At 36.7% G+C, this 20508-nt stretch carries 20 protein-coding genes; 10 read left to right on the top strand and 10 right to left on the bottom strand.

Going from position 1 to position 20508, the window contains the following annotated elements; translation table 11 throughout:
* Positions 1-3: 3 nt before the first annotated feature.
* Together HXT25_RS03075 and HXT25_RS03070 are read right to left on the bottom strand one after the other, a co-directional pair.
* Positions 4-528 (bottom strand): FHA domain-containing protein FhaB/FipA, encoded by a 525-nt coding sequence (locus HXT25_RS03075; protein WP_004114013.1) that lies wholly within the window; start codon positions 526-528, stop codon positions 4-6.
* Between the two features lie 33 nt (positions 529-561).
* Entirely contained in the window at positions 562-1254 is a 693-nt protein-coding gene (locus HXT25_RS03070) for an FhaA domain-containing protein (protein WP_004114015.1), read from the bottom strand.
* Between the two features lie 201 nt (positions 1255-1455).
* On the opposite strand from HXT25_RS03070, the gene HXT25_RS03065 reads away from it, so the two are divergent.
* Both HXT25_RS03065 and mscL read left to right on the top strand, forming a co-directional pair.
* The gene (locus HXT25_RS03065; protein ID WP_116436968.1) at positions 1456-2136 is read left to right on the top strand and encodes a phosphatase PAP2 family protein; all 681 of its coding nucleotides are present in this window, start codon (positions 1456-1458) and stop codon (positions 2134-2136) included.
* Between the two features lie 13 nt (positions 2137-2149).
* Positions 2150-2557, top strand: a complete 408-nt coding sequence (mscL, locus tag HXT25_RS03060) for a large conductance mechanosensitive channel protein MscL (RefSeq protein ID WP_004114018.1) — start codon at positions 2150-2152, stop codon at positions 2555-2557.
* 91 nt (positions 2558-2648) lie between these two features.
* On the opposite strand, the gene HXT25_RS03055 is transcribed toward mscL, so the two are convergent.
* From HXT25_RS03055 to dnaA, 7 genes are all read right to left on the bottom strand, one after another.
* Positions 2649-3140 carry a DUF3566 domain-containing protein gene (locus HXT25_RS03055; protein WP_422118651.1) on the bottom strand — a complete coding sequence of 164 codons (492 nt, stop codon included), beginning with the start codon at positions 3138-3140 and terminating at the stop codon, positions 2649-2651.
* Positions 3133-5769 (bottom strand): DNA gyrase subunit A, encoded by a 2637-nt coding sequence (gyrA, locus tag HXT25_RS03050; protein WP_016801861.1) that lies wholly within the window; start codon positions 5767-5769, stop codon positions 3133-3135. Before gyrA ends, HXT25_RS03055 begins: the two co-directional genes overlap by 8 nt.
* A gap of 69 nt (positions 5770-5838) precedes the next feature.
* Positions 5839-7914 carry a DNA topoisomerase (ATP-hydrolyzing) subunit B gene (gene gyrB, locus HXT25_RS03045; protein WP_004131183.1) on the bottom strand — a complete coding sequence of 692 codons (2076 nt, stop codon included), beginning with the start codon at positions 7912-7914 and terminating at the stop codon, positions 5839-5841.
* Positions 7915-8064: 150 nt separating this feature from the next.
* Complete coding sequence (locus HXT25_RS03040) at positions 8065-8556, bottom strand: DciA family protein (RefSeq protein WP_020759664.1); 492 nt, start codon at positions 8554-8556, stop codon at positions 8065-8067.
* 10 nt (positions 8557-8566) lie between these two features.
* The gene (gene recF, locus HXT25_RS03035) at positions 8567-9835 is read right to left on the bottom strand and encodes a DNA replication/repair protein RecF (RefSeq protein WP_004573603.1); all 1269 of its coding nucleotides are present in this window, start codon (positions 9833-9835) and stop codon (positions 8567-8569) included.
* Positions 9836-9845: 10 nt separating this feature from the next.
* A complete protein-coding gene (gene dnaN, locus HXT25_RS03030; protein ID WP_004114027.1) occupies positions 9846-10964 on the bottom strand; it encodes a DNA polymerase III subunit beta in 1119 nt (372 codons plus the stop codon).
* Between the two features lie 425 nt (positions 10965-11389).
* The gene (gene dnaA, locus HXT25_RS03025; protein WP_004114028.1) at positions 11390-12997 is read right to left on the bottom strand and encodes a chromosomal replication initiator protein DnaA; all 1608 of its coding nucleotides are present in this window, start codon (positions 12995-12997) and stop codon (positions 11390-11392) included.
* 409 nt (positions 12998-13406) lie between these two features.
* Here dnaA and rpmH point away from each other — a divergent pair, with 409 nt between their 5' ends.
* The 8 genes from rpmH (at position 13407) to HXT25_RS02985 (ending at position 19443) form a co-directional block, all read left to right on the top strand.
* Complete coding sequence (gene rpmH, locus HXT25_RS03020) at positions 13407-13541, top strand: 50S ribosomal protein L34 (protein ID WP_004114029.1); 135 nt, start codon at positions 13407-13409, stop codon at positions 13539-13541.
* 20 nt (positions 13542-13561) lie between these two features.
* Positions 13562-14089, top strand: coding sequence for a ribonuclease P protein component (gene rnpA, locus HXT25_RS03015; RefSeq protein WP_101891691.1), 528 nt, complete (start codon positions 13562-13564; stop codon positions 14087-14089).
* A gap of 6 nt (positions 14090-14095) precedes the next feature.
* Positions 14096-14416 carry a membrane protein insertion efficiency factor YidD gene (yidD, locus tag HXT25_RS03010; RefSeq protein ID WP_016827106.1) on the top strand — a complete coding sequence of 107 codons (321 nt, stop codon included), beginning with the start codon at positions 14096-14098 and terminating at the stop codon, positions 14414-14416.
* The gene (gene yidC, locus HXT25_RS03005) at positions 14416-15423 is read left to right on the top strand and encodes a membrane protein insertase YidC (RefSeq protein WP_410312355.1); all 1008 of its coding nucleotides are present in this window, start codon (positions 14416-14418) and stop codon (positions 15421-15423) included. The genes yidD and yidC overlap by 1 nt, the downstream gene beginning before the upstream one ends.
* Positions 15424-15529: 106 nt before the next feature.
* A complete protein-coding gene (locus HXT25_RS03000; RefSeq protein WP_004114037.1) occupies positions 15530-16087 on the top strand; it encodes a protein jag in 558 nt (185 codons plus the stop codon).
* Between the two features lie 116 nt (positions 16088-16203).
* Positions 16204-16914, top strand: coding sequence for a 16S rRNA (guanine(527)-N(7))-methyltransferase RsmG (gene rsmG, locus HXT25_RS02995; RefSeq protein ID WP_004114039.1), 711 nt, complete (start codon positions 16204-16206; stop codon positions 16912-16914).
* Positions 16915-17212: 298 nt separating this feature from the next.
* Entirely contained in the window at positions 17213-18163 is a 951-nt protein-coding gene (locus HXT25_RS02990) for a ParA family protein (protein ID WP_174160350.1), read from the top strand.
* Complete coding sequence (locus HXT25_RS02985; protein WP_101886667.1) at positions 18163-19443, top strand: ParB/RepB/Spo0J family partition protein; 1281 nt, start codon at positions 18163-18165, stop codon at positions 19441-19443. The genes HXT25_RS02990 and HXT25_RS02985 overlap by 1 nt, the downstream gene beginning before the upstream one ends.
* A 95-nt stretch (positions 19444-19538) precedes the next feature.
* On the opposite strand, the gene trxB is transcribed toward HXT25_RS02985, so the two are convergent.
* The gene (gene trxB / locus HXT25_RS02980; protein WP_422118650.1) at positions 19539-20480 is read right to left on the bottom strand and encodes a thioredoxin-disulfide reductase; all 942 of its coding nucleotides are present in this window, start codon (positions 20478-20480) and stop codon (positions 19539-19541) included.
* Between the last annotated feature and the right edge of the window lie 28 nt (positions 20481-20508).

Below are 20508 nucleotides of genomic sequence, written 5' to 3'. Positions count from 1 at the left end.
TAATCACCTCAATTCAAACATTGTTGCGCCAATTCGCACAGAAGTGCGTGGTTGCAAAACGACTGGTTCATTAACTCTATTATGACCAATCATAGTTCCATTAGTACTGCCCAAATCTTCGAGTACCCAAGATTTTACAGATTGATTAAAATAAACACGAGCATGATGAGACGATACAAATTCGTCATTTAAAACTACAGTATTGTTTGCTGATCTTCCAAGAGTTACACCAGATGGTTCAAGAGGGAAGGATGATCCAGCCAAAGGACCATCAATAATAACAAGTAAAGTAGGATTTTCTGAAAGTTTATTAGATTCTTCATTCCTAGAAACTATATTATTTTGATTATTTTCGCTACTTGAATTACTTGGCTTACGACGATACTTATTCTTAAAAGAACGAGACTTTTTAGGACTAAAAATCTCAATATCTCTACGAAGAGAACGAACAGCAAACCACACGAATACCCACAAAAGTACTAAGAAACTGTACTTAAGTATAGCAAAAGTTAACTCGGTTAATATCATGCGCGTACTCGTATCTCTTTATATATTCGTCTATTACTCCTGATCTTGTGATGAAGCCCAATAGAAAATACGAGTACGTCCGATAGTTATAGTATTTCCATCTAAAAGTGTTGCTGCTGGAGTTTGATGTCCTTCAACATAAGTTCCATTAGTAGAACCAAGATCTCTAGCAATAACACCATCAGGCGTAATATCTATTCCAAGATGTCGACGAGAAATACCAGGATCGTCAATAACAATATCGCAGCCAGATCCTCTGCCTAATATAGTGCGATCCTTTGTTAACAAATATCTATTTCCATTAATTTCAAGCATTGGATGATTTTCTGACTGCTCTTGAGTTGTTACAGGAACAGCATTTCCTGGAACAGAGTCAGAAATCAAATTGAAATTACCTTTAGCAAGATCTGTGTCTTCTTCAAAAATAACTGCAACAGGCCCAACAAATGCATAATGCTGGCTTTTTGCATATTGTGTAAGATTATCTGCAAGCTCGTTAGCTAAAGCTTCACTACCAAGCTGATCAAAATCTGGCGTACTAAGTTTAAAATGATATTCATTCGGAGCAACTGTACGATCGCGATCAATTGGCATAGATTGATTATCAATCTCTCGCTCTAATGCACTGGAAAGATCAACAGGCTGCAAGTCTTTAGAGCCGAATTTTGCGAAGACCCCGTTCATTGCACCTTCAACGCTCTTCTCAAGTCGGTCAAGCATGCTCATTGTAAACCCTTTCTATCTTTTCCTCATATTACTCGTCACCTCGTACGGTGTTCAACTTATTACATTCGTATATTAATACTTGTTTTAATCAATATTCTTTTATATTACAAAATCATCCATCAAATCATCCATTTAAATAAATAAACACGTATACTCATAATACATATTTATCATATATATTTCTAAGTGTAATCTTTAACTATGAATCAAAAAAATCAGTTTTATGACTTTTGGCAAAAAATAGTAAATAATAAAAAGTCTTCTATTGTTTTACTTCTTGCCATTTTAATCCCTTGCATTGGTAAAGGGCTGCTTGTTATGAGTGAGGAAAGATCTTTAGAAACAGGCATAGTTGCATTTTTCCACAATTATTCCCCATCTTTCATAATGTCTATTTCAAAGATTCTCGCAATAATTTTTTCTACAAAATGTTGCATAGTTATACTTTTTATTTTATGCATTATTTCTTACTTTCTTAAAAGAAATTGGCGTATAACTCTTACTCAACTTGTTATTTCTCTTTTGCCTATGGTTTATATTTTTGCAATTAAATTCATAGTTCATAGACCTAGGCCTTTTATTGGAGTAAAGGTTAAACTTCCACCAGATCCAAGTTTTCCAAGTGGTCATACTGCAGCAGCTGTTGCGATTTGCGCTATGATTCTTATGATTCTTTATGTATCTAATAAATCATTGTTAAAACTTGGCTTGATAATAAGCATTGTTGTTGTTGTAATAGTGGCTCTTTCTAGGCTTGTTGTTGCAGCTCACTTCCCTACTGACGTTATAACTTCTGCAATAATGTATCCAATATTAGTTATGTATAATCTTGATTTCTTTAAAAACAGTAGTTTTATTAATAGAAAAATATTAAAAAGATAAAGGTAAATAAACAATGTTTAATGGTTTTAAAAAATTTATTGCTCGTGGCAGCGTTATCGACATGGCAGTCGGTGTTGTTATGGGCGGTGCTGTTACAGCAGTTGTTAATTCAATAGTTAAAAATATTATTAATCCTCTTATAGCAATAATTTGTGGAAAACCAGATTTAGATGGTGTTCTAACAATAACAATAAATGGTGCAACTATTTCGTTTGGTGCTGTTATTGGATCTGTATTAAATTTCCTTATTATTGCTGTAGCTGTTTACTTTTTCATAGTTTTGCCTATTAATAAATTGAGAGAAATGGGTGTTAATTTCTTAAATATTGAAAAAGAAAAAACAGATGAAGAAAAACGCAAGGAACGTGAAGAAAAAATGATTAAAGTATTGGAAGATATTAGAGATTCTGTTTCTAAGTAAAAATGCTTTGATTTTAATTTAAAAATTCCCCCGCTAGTCTAAATAAGATTAACGGGGGAATTTTTGATTATTTTATTTTAAATCACTTATTTTAATCATCGCCAAGAGTTAGATGGATTCCACCAACTAATGAACCAACAACGTTATATAGCAAAGCACCAATTGCAGAAAGTAGTGTTAAAATAACTATTTCCACAACAGAAAGAATTGTTACAGCACTTAAAATTGTTGGAAGAGAGAATACATCAGCAAGATTAAAACCGTTGCTATTCAAACCTGTTGACGAAACAATCTGAGTTACTTGATCAAAGACACCAACCATGTTTAGAAATAGCCAAACTAATCCTGCTGCAATTACTTGAATTATTCCTCCAGCTACGCTAAGAAGAAAAGTAACTTTTGCAACAGACCACGCATCTACCCTAACTAAGGAAAGACTCATTCTTCTAGCACGCGGCTGACTAGTTTTTCTCTTGGTATAACCATTAGATTCAAAACTAGCTGTTGCACCTACTGTTCTTGGAGAACTAGTATTAGATTCTCCACTAACTTTGCTATTGGATGCTTCAAAATCTTCACTCATCTAAGTTCCTTCCAATAGTTTTTTCTGATGATTCTTCATTTTGAGTTTCATCATCATCTCTTTCCTCGTTTCGAGCAATCGAGATGATTTCATCACCCTTATCTGGCTTTGCTAAAGTCACGCCTTGAGTGGTTCTACCTGTGCGCTTAACTTCGTTAACGTCGGAACGAATCACTTTACCAGACTTCATAATTGCCATTACTTGATCTGTTTCTTCAACAATCAAAGCACCAACCAAAGAACCGCGGCCTTCTGTAAGCTGTACCGCTTTAACACCGTAGCCGTTTCTTCCTTGCAAACGATACTCTTCAATAGCTGTACGCTTAGCAAATCCTTCGTTTGTAACAACAAGAAGATCTTTGCTTGTATCTACCGACACAACATCCATATCCAGCAGTTCGTCGCCTTCTCTAAATCTCATGCCTTGAACGCCTGCAGTTTGACGGCCCATTGGTCGAAGTTGCTCATCATCTGCTCTAAACTTAAGGCTCATACCAAGTTTAGAAACAAGAATAATGTCGTCTTCTGGGTTGCACAAAGCTGCACCAATCAGCTCGTCTGTTGGCTCCCCAGTTTCTTCGTTTGCCATTAGTCGAACAGCAATCAAGCCACCTTGACGTGGAGAATCATATTCTTGCAAAGCAGTTTTCTTAACTTTTCCAGAACGAGTTGCCAATACCAAATACTTTGCTACATCATAATTTTGAATTGACAATACCGCTTGAATTGTTTCTCCAGGAGTAAACTGAAGAAGATTTGCAACATGCTGACCTTTAGAATCTCTTGATCCTTCTGGAAGCTCATATGCTTTAATGCGGTAAACGCGTCCGCGATTAGTAAAGAACAAAAGCCAATTGTGAGTAGATGTTAAGAAGAAGTGATCTACAACATCATCTTCACGAAGCTTTGCTCCCTTAATACCCTTACCTCCGCGGTGCTGAGCGCGATACTCGTCTGCTTTTGTACGCTTAATATAGCCTGCGCGAGTAACTGTTACAACAACGTTTTCTTCGGCAATAAGATCTTCAACATTCATTTCTCCCGAGAATGGAAGAATCTTAGTTCTGCGCTCATCGCCATATTTTGCTACGATTTCGTCAAGCTCATCGCCAACAATCTTGCGCTGACGTTCTGGGCTTGCAAGAATATCGTTATAATCTTCAATCTTGCGCATTAATTCTTCATGCTCGTCGAGAATCTTTTGACGTTCCAAAGCTGCAAGTCTACGAAGTTGCATTGCAAGAATAGCATCTGCTTGAACTTCATCAACGTCAAGCAAATTCATCAAACCAGTGCGAGCTGTTTCAACATCTTTAGAAGATCTGATTAATGCAACAACTTCGTCAATCATATCCAAAGCTTTCAAATAGCCTTGCAAAATATGATCTCGCTCTTCGGCCTCTCGCTTTAAGTAGCGTGTACGCCTATCAATAACTTCAAGCTGATGACTTACCCAATGACGAATAAACGCGTCTAAACTCAAAGTGCGCGGCACACCATCAACAAGCGCAAGCATATTAGCGCCGAAAGTTTGTTGCAATTGCGAATGCTTATACAAGTTGTTCAAAACAACTTTTGGAACAGCATCTCGCTTAAGAACAAGAACCAAACGCTGACCAGTACGGCCAGACGTTTCATCGCGCATATCTGCAATGCCTTGAATCTTTCCATCTCGCACAGCTTCTCTAATAGAAGCAGCTAAACGATCAGGATTAACTTGGTATGGAAGCTCAGTAACAACCAAGCACATACGACCCTTAATTTCCTCTGTATTAACAACAGCGCGCATTGTAATTAAGCCGCGACCCGTACGGTACGCTTGCTCAATTCCCTTATGACCTAAGATTGTTGCTCCAGTAGGAAAATCAGGACCTTTAATTCGCTGAATTAAAGCTTCAAGAAGCTCGGAATTACTAGCATCTGGGTGATCTAAAGCCCAATGTACGCCATCGGCAACCTCACGCATATTATGAGGCGGAATATTAGTTGCCATACCAACAGCAATACCTGCAGAACCATTAACTAAAAGATTCGGGAAACGAGATGGTAAAACTGTTGGCTCTTGAGTTTTACCATCGTAGTTTGGTAAGAAATCAACAGTATCTTTGTCAATATCTCGAACCATTTCCATAGCAAGAGGCGCCATGCGGCATTCCGTATAACGCATTGCTGCTGCAGGATCGTCACCTGGGGAACCAAAGTTTCCTTGGCCATCAACAAGCATGTATCGCATTGACCAAGATTGAGCCATACGAACCAAAGTGTCGTAAATAGCAGAATCACCATGAGGGTGGTACTTACCCATAACATCGCCAACAACGCGAGAGCACTTGTTGTACCCTCGATCTGGCCTATATCCGCCATCATACATAGCGTAAATAACGCGACGATGCACTGGTTTTAAGCCATCTCGAACATCTGGCAAAGCTCGCTCAACAATAACAGAAAGTGCATAAGCAAGGTAGGATTCGCGCATCTCTTGTTGCAAATCCATGTGCTTTACGCGAGCACCTTTCATTAAGCCATAATCAGTACTATCTGCTTCTTGCGGGCTTTGTGGTTCCATTGAACCATCAGGCAACTGATTTGGCTCTTCGCTATTATTAGCGGCATTTATTTCGTCTACCACTGTAATTCCTTTTTATTTAGCTTTAAGTTTATTTGCTTTAAATGCTTTTATTGACAATTTTTTGACTTTTTAAGCGTCAATAAATCTTGCATCGTGAGCATTACGTTGAATAAAGAGCCTACGAGGTTCCACTTCGTCTCCCATAAGCATTGAGAAAGTTTCATCAGCTCGAGCAGCATCTTCAATATGAATTTGCTTTAGGATTCTGTGCTCAGGGTCCATTGTTGTTTCCCACAATTCCTGATAGCTCATCTCACCCAAGCCCTTGTATCGCTGAATGCCTTCGCCTTTAGGAAGTTGTCTGCCTGCAGCTTTACCTTCTGCAAGAACTCTGTCTCGTTCTGCATCCGTATAAACAAAATCATGCGCACCCTTGCTCCACTTCAAACGATAAAGCGGAGGCATTGCAACGTAAACGTAGCCTGCTGTAATCATTGGACGCATATAACGGAAGAACAGTGTTAAATTCAATGTTGCAATATGAGCACCATCAACATCAGCATCAGCCATAATAATGACTTTGTGATATCTAACTTTGCTTAAGTCGAAGTCTTCACCGTAACCGCCACCAACAGCAGTAATTAATGATTCAATAGTTTCCGACTTCATCATTCTGTCGATTGATGCGCGCTCAGTATTCAAAATCTTACCGCGCAATGGCAAAATTGCTTGAGTAATAGGGTCTCGTCCTTGAATTGCTGAGCCACCTGCGGAATCACCCTCCACTATAAACAGCTCGCATTCTTCTGGATTATTAGACTGGCAATCCTTCAATTTATCTGGCATTCCAGCAGTTTCAAAAATCGACTTGCGACGAGTATTTTCGCGAGCTTTCTTAGCTGCAAGACGCGCACGCGATGCTTCAATTGCTTTTTGAATAATGTTCTTTGCTTCACTTGGATGAGCGTCGAACCAATCTCCAAGCTTTTCGGTCATAACTCGCTGAACAAAAGTCTTAGCTTCGGAATTACCAAGCTTTGTTTTAGTCTGACCTTCAAACTGTGGAGTTGTAAGCTTTACCGAAACAACTGCTGTTAAGCCTTCTCGAACATCATCACCAGAAAGATTGGTATCTTTTTCTTTTAATATGTTCTTTTCTCGAGCATAACGATTTACAAGAGATGTAAGAGCAGCACGGAATCCTTCTTCGTGAGTTCCACCTTCTGTAGTAGAAATCGTGTTTGCAAAAGTATGAACTGCTTCCGAATATGCAACAGTCCATTGCATAGCGATTTCTGCAGAAATACCAATCTCAAGATCTTCTGCCTCAAAATCAATAACATCTGGCTCTACTGGAACAGCTTTACGCGATTTAACCAAGTAGTCAACATAATCTTTAATTCCGTGATCATACTTGTAGCTAACGCTTTGATGCTTTTCTTCGCTAATTGATTCATTTTCTCCAGTGACTTCATCCCCTGCTTCATCGGGTTTACGCAAATCAGTTAGAGAAATCTTCAATCCCTTGTTAAGAAAAGCCATTTGCTGGAATCTAGATCGCAAAGTTTCAAAATCGTACGTAGTTGTTTCAAAAATTGCGCCATCTGGCCAGAACGTTACAGAAGTTCCCGTAGATTCACCATCTTCCATTGGCTGACCTTTTTTAAGAGGAGCAGTTGGATGTTGATCTACATACGTTTGAGTCCAATGGAATCCTTGACGACGAACTTCAATTTCTACACGCGTAGAAAGAGCATTAACAACAGATATACCAACGCCGTGCAAGCCGCCAGAAACAGCGTATCCGCCGCCGCCAAACTTTCCGCCAGCGTGAAGCTTAGTCATAACTGTTTCAACACCAGAAACGCCTTCTCCTGGTACTTCGTCAACTGGAATGCCTCTACCATCATCTACAACTTTTATTGCATTGTCTGGCAATATTGTCACTTCAATGTGAGAAGCATAACCAGCCAAAGCCTCATCAACCGAATTATCTACAATCTCGTATACAAGGTGGTGTAAGCCTCTTGGACCAGTTGAACCAATGTACATACCTGGTCTGATTCGAACTGCTTCTAATCCTTCGAGAACGCGAAGATCGCTAGCATCATAATGTTCAGGAGAAAGTGAATCATCAAGCTGAGCGTCATCGAGTTTATGTTCTTCAACAGAATTTTCCATTGAATTATCTTCAGTGTTTAACACTTTAGATCCCTTCCCGTATTACCTCATGCCAAGAGGCATTTACGAGGTCGATACACGCTAGAAAGCACAAAAAAGGGGTTTCTAGCGATTTAACTATATTACATAACATTCTACACATGCATAATGACCGCTCTTTATTAAGAGCCGTTATTAGTGATTCTTAATATTAAACCTACTATTTATTGATTTTTTGCCTGTTTTTTGCAAAGATGGACCAACTATTTTGACTTCTTTAATATTAATATTTTTTGAATATTCAAATATTTTTTTCTCAAGCATAGGTTTGCAGTAGCTAAGTTGTGTATACCAAACGTTTGATTTTGTTCTAACTATTAAAATACCGTCTTTTATTTGATCTATATAACAATTTAAAGATGCACTTTTACCAACTATTTTCCACCAATCTTCTCGCATTCTTGCTATAGCAAGCGGCTCATTCCAATGTTTTTTATTAGCAAAATTACCTAGCAACGAATACAGATTTTGTGGATCCCTACCAGGTTTTCCAAAACTTTCCCAAGATTTATAAGCATTTTGCTCGTTTATTGTTTTCTTTTCTCCCCTTTTTTCTATAGGAGAAAAAACAATCTCAGGAAGCTTTCTAGTGTCTAATTTTAATAATTTATTTACGGGAATTTTCATTATTTTCCCCTTAACTATTAGAATTATTCTCGATATTATTTTTTCGATTATTAATAATATCTTTTAGTAGATCTTTATGATTAGAGTCAAGATTATTATTAAAGAAATTTTCATCTTGATTATTATTTTTTTCTACTATTTTAGATATATCAATAAATGATTCTTCTGAAAGATTCTCATCTTTTGGTATATCACTTAAGGATGCAACTGTAATAAAAACTTGTTCTTGTTCTTTTGCAAACTCTAAAATTTGTTTTCTTCTAGATTCATCTAATTGTGAAAAAACATCATCCAAAATAACTATTGGTTTTTGATTATTTTTTTCTTCTAAAGTCTTAAATAAAGCCATTTTTAAAGCTAATGCTAGAGTCCATGATTCACCATTAGAAGCAAATTCTTTTGCAGGATGATTATTTATTAATATTGTAAAATCATCTCTATGAGGACCTATTAGGTTGTATCCTCTAGCAACTTCCCCAGCATAAATTCGTTGAAAATGCTCGCTTATAGCTTTTTGCGGAAAATAATCTTCTTTTGATTCAACTTCTAACTCTTCAAAAGACGGATTATATTGTATCGAAGCAAAATTAGAAGATCGGGAAAGTTTATCTACTATTTTAGGAAAAATTTCATTTAACAAATTTATTATTTTTTTTCGATTTTTTGTAAGAATTATTCCTGATTCAATGAATTTACCCGTCCATATTTCCAAATCAGATATAGGATTATATCCATTTGTTGAACTAGCTAAATTATTATTAGATAGACTTTTAAGAAGATATGCACGTTGTTTTGCAATATGATTATATTCTTGTAAAACTTGTAAATAATTTGGTATTAATAGTGCTCCAGCTTGATCTATAAAAGTCCTACGAATATTAGGATCTGAAAAAATCAAATTTTGATCTCTTGGAGTGAAAGAAATGGATTTAACTAATCCAATTATGTCCTTCATATACAATGATTTTCCACTATTAATTCTTGCTCTGTTAGCTCCTTTTGAATTAATCGTAAGCTCATATGTAGTTTCATCTAAATCATTATTATCAAAATTTTTAGTATTAAGTCGTATGGTAGCACAACTGTTATTGCACTCTATCAGTGGCATCAAAGATGATATTCTATGACTTGTTCCAGTAGATATAACTTCTATAGCTTCAACAATATTAGTTTTACCTAAACCATTTGAGCCAAATAGAACATTAATTTTTGGAGAAAAGTCTAATACACAACTACTCCAAGAACGAAAATGATCTAGTACAAGTCTTGAAACATACATTTATTTATCTTTAAGGATGCATTGGAACAACAAGATATCTGTAATTCATAGACTCATCGCCATCAGCTTCCTGCTGACCATTAAATTCAACAGGCTTAACTGCAGATGTGATTTTTGCATGAACAAATGGCTCGCTTATAGCGCTTAAACCTTCAATTAAATAATTAGGATTAAAAGCAACTATAATATCTTGACCGTCCATGTCTATATCTATAAGTTCTTTTGCTTGAGATTCTGAATCATTTCCAGCACTCAAAGTTAATTCATCCCCAGAGAAAGACATGTAAATAGGAGCATCTTTTTCTGCAACAAGTGCAACTCGCTTAATAGCATTAATAAGCATTGTTCGATTAATAATTGCATGAATAGGATATTCATCAACAAAAAGTCGATCTACAGAAGGAAATTCTCCATCAATTAGTTGAGAAGTACTTACTCTACCAGAATTTTCAAAACCAAGAATAGATGGTTCTTTATCATTTAGGTTTACAATAACATTTTGATGTTCATCTATTGATCGAGAAATATCTCTAAGAATGCTTCCTTTGATTAGAGTAGAAGTATTTATGTCAGAATGTTCTGGTGTCCACTTAAAAGTTGATCTTGCAAGACGATATCTGTCTGTAGCAGTGAAAGTAACAGAATCATCTTCAAAATGAGCATGAATTCCAGTCAAAACAGGTCTATCTTCTTCTCTTGAAACAGCCACAGAAGCTTGTACTACTGCCTGAACAAAAGTAGGAGCATCTACCTGACCAAGTTTTTCAGGAATTTGTGGTAAATCAGGATATTCTCCTTCAGGCATTAGTTGGAGTGTGAAAGTTGATTTTCCAGAAGAAATAGTAAGAGTAGTTTCATTAGAGGATAAATAGGTTTTTTCTGATGGTAAAGATTTAGTTATATCTGCCATCAATTTGCCTAATACGAGTACACTACCCTGCTCATCTATTCCAGCTTCAACATGATGTCTGCTAGAGAGCTGATAGTTAAAAGCAGAAAGTTGAAGAATTCCATCTTTTGCTTCTAGTTTTAGTCCTGCAAGAATAGGATTAGCTGGTCTAGAATCTATGACTCTAGTTGTCCAAGCTACTGCATCAGCAAAAGAAGCGGAATTAACTTCAACTTTCATTTTTCCTCATTTCTGTTTAAATCTGTGTTTTATTCTATATCATGCTGCCAATTAAAAATCATATTTTATGAAAGTTAGTTGAGTAAGTAATTAAATATGAATATTAGATAAAAATAAAATAGTAAAAGTAATAAAGGTTGTTAACATGTGGATAAAGTTAAAGAACTGCTGATTTAGAGCCTTTATCCACAATTTAAAAATGTTGACAACACAAAGAGAAGTATGTGCATAAATGCTGAAGTTATCCACATAATTTTCTAATTTTTAGATTATTAACATTTTTACCGTAGTTAAAAACAGTTTATTCACTTTTTAAACGGCGTTTTCCACCAGTTATTCGCAGCTTTTGCCCACATTTGTTACTAACTATGTGGATAACTTTATTTACTTTAATAAACAAATTATGAATAAACTTGTGCAAAACTCTATTTTTTGGAAGGATTTTGTTTCAAACGAACAGTCAATTCCATAACATAGTTATAAATTTCTTGCTTTTCCTGCATTTCGCCACTAATTCTGGTATAAGCATGCATAACAGTGGTATGATCTCTTCCACCAAAAACTTCTCCAATATCAACCAAGCTCATGCTAGTCATTTCTCTAGCTAAATACATTGCAATTTGACGAGCTAAAGCAACATTTTTAGTTCTTGATCTTCCAACCATCTCATCAAAAGTCATATGGAAATATTGAGCAACCTGACCGATAATATCTGTTGGTCTAACTTCAATATCGGATGCAAAAAAGTCCTGTAAAGCTTGCTCAGCTAAAGCCTTACTAACTGGTTGGTTACTAAGAGAAGCAACCGCCGTAACACGAGTTAAAGCGCCTTCAAGTTCGCGAATATTTTCAGTAAAACGTTCCGCAATAAGATCCAAAACATCACTAGGAACATTGGACCCATTCATAGAAGCCATCATTCGTAAAATAGCAATACGAGTTTCTAAATCAGGCGGTTTAATATCTACTGTTAAACCAGATTCAAATCTAGAAATAAGTCTAGATTCAAATCCTCTAAGATTTTTAGGAGCAACATCAGAAGCTATTACGATTCTTTTATTAGCCTGATATAAAGCGTTAAAAGTATGGAAAAATTGTTCAAGAGTTGCTTCTTTACCACCTAAAAATTGAATATCATCGATTAGTAGAACGTCAACTTCGCGGTATCTTCTATTAAAGTTAGCAATCTGACCTTGATTTTGACTTGTATTTTGTAAAGCCTCAATAAATTCATTAGTAAACTCTTCGCTTGTAATATATCGAACTTTAAGGGAAGAATCTTTAACAAGCGCATAATTTCCAATTGCGTTAAGCAAATGTGTTTTGCCAAGACCAGATCCACCGTAAATACACAAAGGATTAAAATCGCGTCCTGAGCCTTCTGCAACTGCCAATGCTACTGTGCGAGCAAAACGATTGGAATCGCCAGGAACAAACGTGTCAAAAGTGGCATAAGTATTCAAATGAGTTGTTGGATCTCTATTAACTGATGCAGGTATATTTGTCTGCTTTTGATTAATAGATTGCACATTGAGATTTGTATTTTGCATGGTTTTCAAACCAGTTGCGTAATCAAAATCTTTCTGTACAGGAATTGAATCATAAGAATCGTCCAAAAAAGATTCAACTTTTTTAGGATCAGAAGAATCATTAGAATCTGACGAATCAGAATTATTATTTGTAGTATTATCTAGCGATTGAGAAGTTTTTGAAGTATTACTTACATTTTGTAAAGTATTGTTATTCTCTTTCTCACTATTTTGGATAATTTTAAATGCTGGAAACATGTCTTTTCCAGTACAAATTTTCAAAGAAGTTAGCAGAGCAGAACTAAGTTCGTTTTGCAGAGCTTGCTGAGTCTCAATATTAGAAACGCATAAAACAATTGTTGTTCCAAAAATAGCTTCAGGTTTTACACTCTCAAACCAACTTTTATCCCGATTGCTTAGAAGTGCATTATGGCGCAACACGGCGAGAGTATTAGACCATACTATGGCGGCTTGAGCACTAGGATCCTCAAAGGCTTCAGACATGTTACACCCCCAATCAAAAGTAATTTCCTTTTCGCATTAACAACTCAGTGTATTTTTTTAATACACATTTATGTGTGAAAAGAGTGCTAGTAGAATATGTTTACTCCGACCCTAAGAAGTTATCCACAGCCTAGCGTGTTGAAAATACTTGTATGTTAATAACATGTGTGTAATTTGTGGATAATGTAAAACTTAGTAATCCACATTTTCCAACGATTTTAAGACGAATTATTTACGTTTTTTAATAGATTTATAAAGTTATTTAGAGAATAAGAATTATTCTAAAAGTCCTATTTAGAACACGATAATTAATAAAATTTTAGCTCTTGGTGAGGGGTGATAGTAATTTGGTATAGCTTGACTCATACGGAGCCATGCTTTTGCATGGCTAAATACAGGAGCGTTAGTTATGAAGAGGACATTCCAGCCTAACAACCGTCGTCGTCACATGAAGCACGGCTTCCGCGTCCGCATGCGTACGCGTGCTGGTCGCGCAGTGATTAACCGTCGTCGTGCCAAGGGCCGCAAGACACTTTCTGCCTGAGCTGGGACGCGTCGTAAAGCATGGATAGGCTGAAAGGCCATCGCGATTTTGTTGCGGTGCTCAAAAAACGACGCAAAGTGTGTTCACGGGATATAGTCGCGCATTATGATATGCGTGTATGTGTAACCGTATTAGACGCGCTTAACGAAGACAGAAAAGTAAGTCCAGATGATATTGCCACGGGTTTTGAAAACACTCCCGCGGCATTTTGTGATACCTTAAAGCAACCTCAAAAAAATGATGTTGCTTTAAGGTTAGGTCTTGCTGTATCTAAATCAGTTGGAAAAGCTGTTATTCGAAATAAGGTAAAACGACGTTTTAGGGTAATAGCAAAAGAGCATGAGTCGTTGCTTCCATATGGTTGCGATGTAGTATTGCGTGCAAAACCTACTGCTGCACAATCTTCGTTTGATTCGTTGAATGAGCAAATCAAAAAGATTTTCGGCAAAATAGCTAAAAATCTTCAAGATCAAAATCAATTCATGCAAACTATGTGCTTAAAAACTAGCGAAGATAGTGATAGTAAAGCAAGCTCGCAGGAGCAGTGATGAATCATGAGCGGTAGAAATAGTGTTGTAGCGAATTTGATTATAAAAGCGATTCGCTGGTATCAACGCGTGATTTCTGCCAAAAGACCTGCTTGCTGTCGTTATTATCCAACGTGCTCAAGATACGCTATAGAAGCCGTTAGCCGCTATGGGGCGTTTAAGGGTGGTATTCTAGCCGTTTTACGTCTGTTGCGCTGTAGACCATGGACTAGCTGCAGTATTGACGACGTACCACGAAAATATTCAATTTTTTATCGTTGCGCCTGGTCTAAAGCGCATGAAGAGCCACGGTTAACTCCCTTGGCTGACGAAGACAAGGATAACTAATGTTTAATCAAGATCATTTCTTACTTGATAACGGAATTTGGGGATGGTTTTATAAAATCCTTACGCCAGTTGAATGGCTTATGACTCAAGTAATGTCACTTTTCCACAAGCTATTTGTTCTTATTGGGATGAATGAAATTGGATTCTCTTGGGTACTTTCAATCGTTTTCCTTGTGCTTGTTGTGCACGCGTGCATATTCCCTGCCTTTATAAAAAGCATTAAAGGTATGCGCAATATGCAAGCAATCGCTCCTAAAATGAAGAAAATTCAGCAAAAGTATAAGGGTAAAAGCGATCCTGCTAGCAAAGAAGCCATGCAGCGAGAAATGATGAAGCTGTATCAAGAAAACAACGCAAATCCTGCAGGAAGCTGCCTGCCAATGATGATTCAAGGTCCAGCGTTTATGAGTATTTGGTACACGCTTTCCGTTATACCATTTATTGCTAGAGGCAAGCATACTGCTCTTGGTGCTTTTGATGTTGCTACAGCACAGCAATTTGTTAAAACTCATGTGTTTGGCGTTGGTGTTTCCGACACGTTTATGACGGTTCAAGCGGGCGGAAAAGTTGTTATTGTAATCTTTGTTATATTGATGTGTGCTGCAATGTGGTACATGCAATTTAACAATATTCGTAAGAATCTTCCGCCAGAATCGAAGCAGGGTCCCCAGTATACGATGCAAAAACTTATGATGTGGGGATTCCCATTAATCTACGTTTTCTCTGCATTCGCTCTTCCATTTGCAATGCTTGTTTATTGGCTTGTAAACAACATTATGAATATGCTTCGTTCTATTTGGCAGGTATATGCTTTCCCAACTCCTGGCTCTCCTGCAGCCGAGGAAAAAGAAGAGCGCGATTACAAAAAAGAAACAGAGCGCAGAAAGCGCGAAGGATTGCCATCTATTGAAGAAGAAAAGCTTCAAAAAGCTCGCGAAGAAGCTAAGCGTAGAGAAGCCGAAGGGTTTCAACGTAAGCAGCCTACGCGTAAGCGAAAAAATAAATAGATAAAAATATGTGAATAAACAAGTAGGTAATTTTGGATTTATCTTCAGTTACACTTGTAAACAGAATTGTGATTCTTGACATTTATTGCAATTAAGGAGTATGTAAATGGCGCAAGACGAAACTAGAAGCATTGACCAGCTCAATGAGGAAGCTGATATAGCTGCCGATTACTTAGAAGGACTTCTAGATATTGCTGATTATGAGGGCGATATTGAAATGGGTGTTCGTAACAATAGACCGATGATTCAGATTGTTGCGGATGATGATTCCGATATTAAGCATTTGATTGGCAGGGATGGAGAAGTTGTTGACGCATTGCAGCAGCTTAGCCGATTAGCTATTCAACAAAAAACTGGTGAGAGATCTCATTTAATTGTCGATGTTGATGGATTCCTTAAGCGTAAGCGTCAGCATTTGCGTGATATTGCTTTGGATGCTGTTGATGAGGTTCGTGAGACTGGGGATCCAGTTGAATTGAAGCCGATGAATTCATTTGAACGTAAAGTCATTCATGACACTGTGCGAGATGAGGGTCTGCGTTCTAGGTCTCATGGAGAAGAACCACATCGTTATGTAACCGTTTATATGCCTGTAAGTGCAGTTGAAGACGAAGATCTTGATGATATAGCTGTTGACGTAGATGAAGAGTATATAGAAGACTGATTTAAGATTTTGCAATTTTCATGATTGCACGAGGCTGTTGAAACACTATAAAAGTAACACAATGAAACAAAAAATGTTTTATTGTGTTACTTTTTATTTGATAAGCGCGGGGAAGTATGGAAGAAAATTTAAATAAAGATAATAACGATAATACTCAAGAGACAATTGATGAATTAGAAAATTCACCATTGCTAAGCGAAGTTTTAGGTGATGCTCTTGATAAATGTAAGATGTTTCACGTGAAACTTCAAAAAGAGGGCTTGCTGAGAGGATTAGTTGGACCTAGAGATATGAGTATTCTCTGGGAAAGACATATATTAAATTCTGCAGCTGTTGTTCCTTTTATTAAGGAAGCTATTAAAAAGTCTAAGAAAAAATCTATAGCAGACGTAGGAAGTGGTGGTGGATTCCCTGGTATTGTTATAGCAGCATGTTTGCCTGATTGTGATGTAACATTAATTGAACCTATGGAAAGACGCGTTCTTTGGCTAAAAGAATGTGTAGAACTTATGGGATTAGACAATGTCACTATTTTTCACGGAAGATCAGATGAAATTATTGAAAAAATAAAATCTCATGATATATCACCGTTTGACGTTGTAACGTGTAGAGCTGTAGCACCTATGACAAAACTAGCAGGGTGGACTATCCCTCTATTAAATACGCATGGTCAACTGATTGCGTTAAAGGGAAAATCTGCCCAGGCTGAAATTGAGAAAGCCGCAAAAATGATCAAAAAAGCGAAGGGTGTGAATCCTAGGGTTGTTGATGCTCCTGTTGCAAATGGTCTTCAATCTACGACTGTTGTATTAGTTGACAAAGCATAATTCATATTATTAATTACATATAAAATAATTCGTTTCACGTGAAACTTTAATCTTCCAGTGTTTTACGTGAAACAAATATTTTTATGTAAAAATGTTTGTATAAAATACGTATAATATAGTTTATTTTGTTTTCTATCTTTCGTCATTTTCCTTTATATTTAGCACGTGTTTCACGTGAAACTTGTGCTCTTTTTGCTGTGTTTTATGTCCATAGAAGAAACGAAACTTGAAAATACTAAGGTTTAAATTGGTTAAATTATGGTAATTTTCCCATAGGTGGTCGGGGGTGGATGAAGTTATGGTGGAGTCAGCTGAAGATACGATTAAGCGTATTTTTGGAGATTCTGGATCTTCCTTAGGTAGTGAATTGGCTAATATATCAAGCCGATTTCATGCCATTGATGGGGTAGTTTTTCCTAAGCCTAAAGAAACGCGATTTATTGCTGTTGCGAATCAAAAGGGTGGTGTTGGCAAAACCAGTTCGGCTGTAAATTTATCTGCAGCTATGGCTATTGGTGGTTCAAAAGTTTTGTTGATTGACATGGACCCTCAGGGTAATGCTTCCACAGCTATGAATATACCTCATTCTTCAGCAGATCCCTCTGTTTATGATGTTATCGAGGGAAGAAAAACTATTGCTGAAGTAAAGAAAACTTGCCCAGATATTGAAGGACTTGATGTTGTTCCTGCTTCTATTGATTTAAGTGGAGCAGAACTAGAAGTTGCGCAGATGGAAGATCGAAATAATCTTCTTAAAAATGCTGTTAATGAGTTTCTTGGCAATAATAATGAGCACTACGATTATGTGTTTATTGATTGTCCACCATCTCTAGGTCTTTTGGTAATTAACGCGATGTGTGCTGCTCATGAAATGCTAATACCAATTCAAGCTGAATATTATGCACTAGAAGGATTAGGACAACTCATTAGGACAATTGGATTAGTGCAACAACATTACAATCCTACGCTGGTTGTTTCAACAATGTTAGTAACGATGTTTGATAAGCGAACTCTTCTTGGTAGAGAAGTGTTTCAAGAAGTTAAAAACCATTATCCAAATATTGTTCTAAATACTACCATTCCAAGAACTGTCAAAATACCAGAAGCACCAAGTTTTAATCAAAGTGTTATAACTTATGATCCACACGGAACTGGAGCAGTGTCGTATAGGGAAGCTGCGTTAGAGATAGCAAATAAGTCTGATGCTATTTTAGCTGTAATTGACGCTAAAAGAGAGGGTAATGCATAATGAGTACAACTAAATCTCGTTTAGGCAAAGGGTTAGGGGCGCTATTTCCTGCACTACCTGGGGAAAATGCTCTTGTTAATGCTGAGGCAAAAAATAATGAAAATGTTTCACATGAAACATTAATACAAAAAGATGTTTTTAACGATGTTTCACGTGAAACTAAAGTTCCTAGTATTGATAAAGCAATTTCTCCACATGAAGGTCAAAATAATGTTCAAAAAACCACCGTTTCACGTGAAACAGTGCCGCCGATTGCTAATAAAAATAAGCATTCGTCAAAGCGATCTTCTATGCCATCAATTGACGATGTAACTAGACCAATTGACTTTTTCTTTGGTGATTCTGCGTCTAAAACGTTTGTGTCTTCAAAACAAAAAACTGAAGAAAAGAAAATTTTTAATAAAACAATTGATGAAAAACACAACGCGGAAAATAAAGAATTAAAACCTGTTGAAGGCGGCTATTTAGCATATTTAGATCCAACTGATATTGTTCCAAATGCTCACCAGCCGCGTACGATTTTTGATGAAGAAGAGCTTCAAGAATTAGCTGCATCAATCAAAGAAGTTGGAGTTTTGCAGCCTATTGTTGTGCGAAAAATTAATAACATAGATCAAGAGGATACGCATAATGCTCATTATGAATTAATAATGGGTGAGCGCAGATGGAGAGCAACTCAATTAGCTGGTCTTAAAAAAGTTCCAGCAATTGTTAGAACAACTTCTGATGAGAATATGCTTAGAGATGCTCTTTTGGAGAATCTGCACAGAGTTGCTTTAAATCCTTTAGAAGAAGCTGCAGCGTATGCTCAGATGATTGATGATTTTGGATTAACACAGGTTCAACTCTCAAAATCTGTGTCTAAATCACGTCCGCAAATAGCAAACACTTTACGTCTGTTAAATCTTCCAGCTAGCGTGCAAAAGCATGTTGCATCTGGTGTTCTTTCTGCAGGTCATGCTCGCGCACTTCTTGCTTTGCCTACATCTGAAGAAATGGAATCATTGGCAAAACGAATAATTGCAGAAGGCTTATCTGTTAGAAGTACTGAAGAGATTGTGTCTATTAGAGTAGACAATAGTGATGAGTCTTCTAAGAGAAATAGGGTTCAAAGAAATAATAAGTGGGCGCATTCTCCTATTAGAAAACAACTTGAGAATATATTTTCTACAAAAGTTGCAATTAAGGGCACAGAAAACCATGGAAGAATCGAAATTGTATTTTCATCTCCAGAAGAAATGCAAAGGATTTTTGACATTTTAGTAAACAAAAAAGATTAGCAACATAAATTAACATAATACAAACTGAAAAGCTTCAATGAATTACTTTAAAAGTAATTCATTGAAGCTTTTTGTTTCACGTGGAACATAATTTATTATTCGCTTAAATCATTTAAATAAGCTTGAGCATCAAGAGCAGCGCGGCAGCCCATTCCTGCTGCAGATATTGCTTGCCTATAAACGCTATCTACCACATCTCCTGCAGCAAAAATACCAGGAATAGATGTTTTAGTAGATGCACCCTGTACTGAAATAGTTCCATCTTCGTTAAGAGCTATAGAGTTATTTAAGAATGAGGTTGATGGTAGATGACCAATAGCAACGAAAATACCAGATGCTTCAATATCTTGAGTTTCTCCAGTTACAACATTTTTTACAGTTACAGACTGAGCATCTTCATTGGAACCATTTATTGATTGAACAACAGAGTTTAAAACAAATTTAATCTTCTCATTTTTGCGAGCTCTATCAATCATGATTTTAGAAGCACGGAATGAATCGCGCCTATGAATCAATGTTACAGAAGAACCAAATCTAGTTAGGAACAATGCCTCTTCAAAAGCTGAATCGCCTCCGCCAACTACAACGATTGGTTTTCCTCTAAAGAAGAATCCATCACAAGTTGCACAATAAGAAACACCTCGTCCAGAGTATTCTTGCTCTCCAGGAACCCCCAATTTTCGCACTTGCGAGCCTGTAGAAATGATTACTGCATTTGCTGTATAAGTTTCTCCATCGTCTGTTGTAACTGTCTTCAAATCGTCCTTAAAATCTACAGACACGACATCGTTTAATATAATTTGTGCTCCAAATTTTTCTGCTTGCTTTTGCATAGCTTCCATTAAATTTGGTCCAAGTATTCCATCTACAAATCCTGGATAATTTTCAACCTCTGTAGTGTTCATGAGTTGTCCACCAGGAGTTAATGCTCCAGCAATGACCAAAGGAGTGTAGCCTGCGCGTGCTAAATACAATGCCGCAGTATAACCCGCAGGGCCAGAGCCAATAATTATTACTTTTTTGTTTAGTTTTTCCATAAAATATTCCTAATATTCTCAATAATCT

This window comes from Gardnerella sp. DNF00476 (assembly GCF_049262735.1).
In the GTDB taxonomy this organism is placed as follows: domain Bacteria; phylum Actinomycetota; class Actinomycetes; order Actinomycetales; family Bifidobacteriaceae; genus Bifidobacterium; species Bifidobacterium vaginale.
This window is presented reverse-complemented; position numbering and strand designations above follow the sequence as displayed.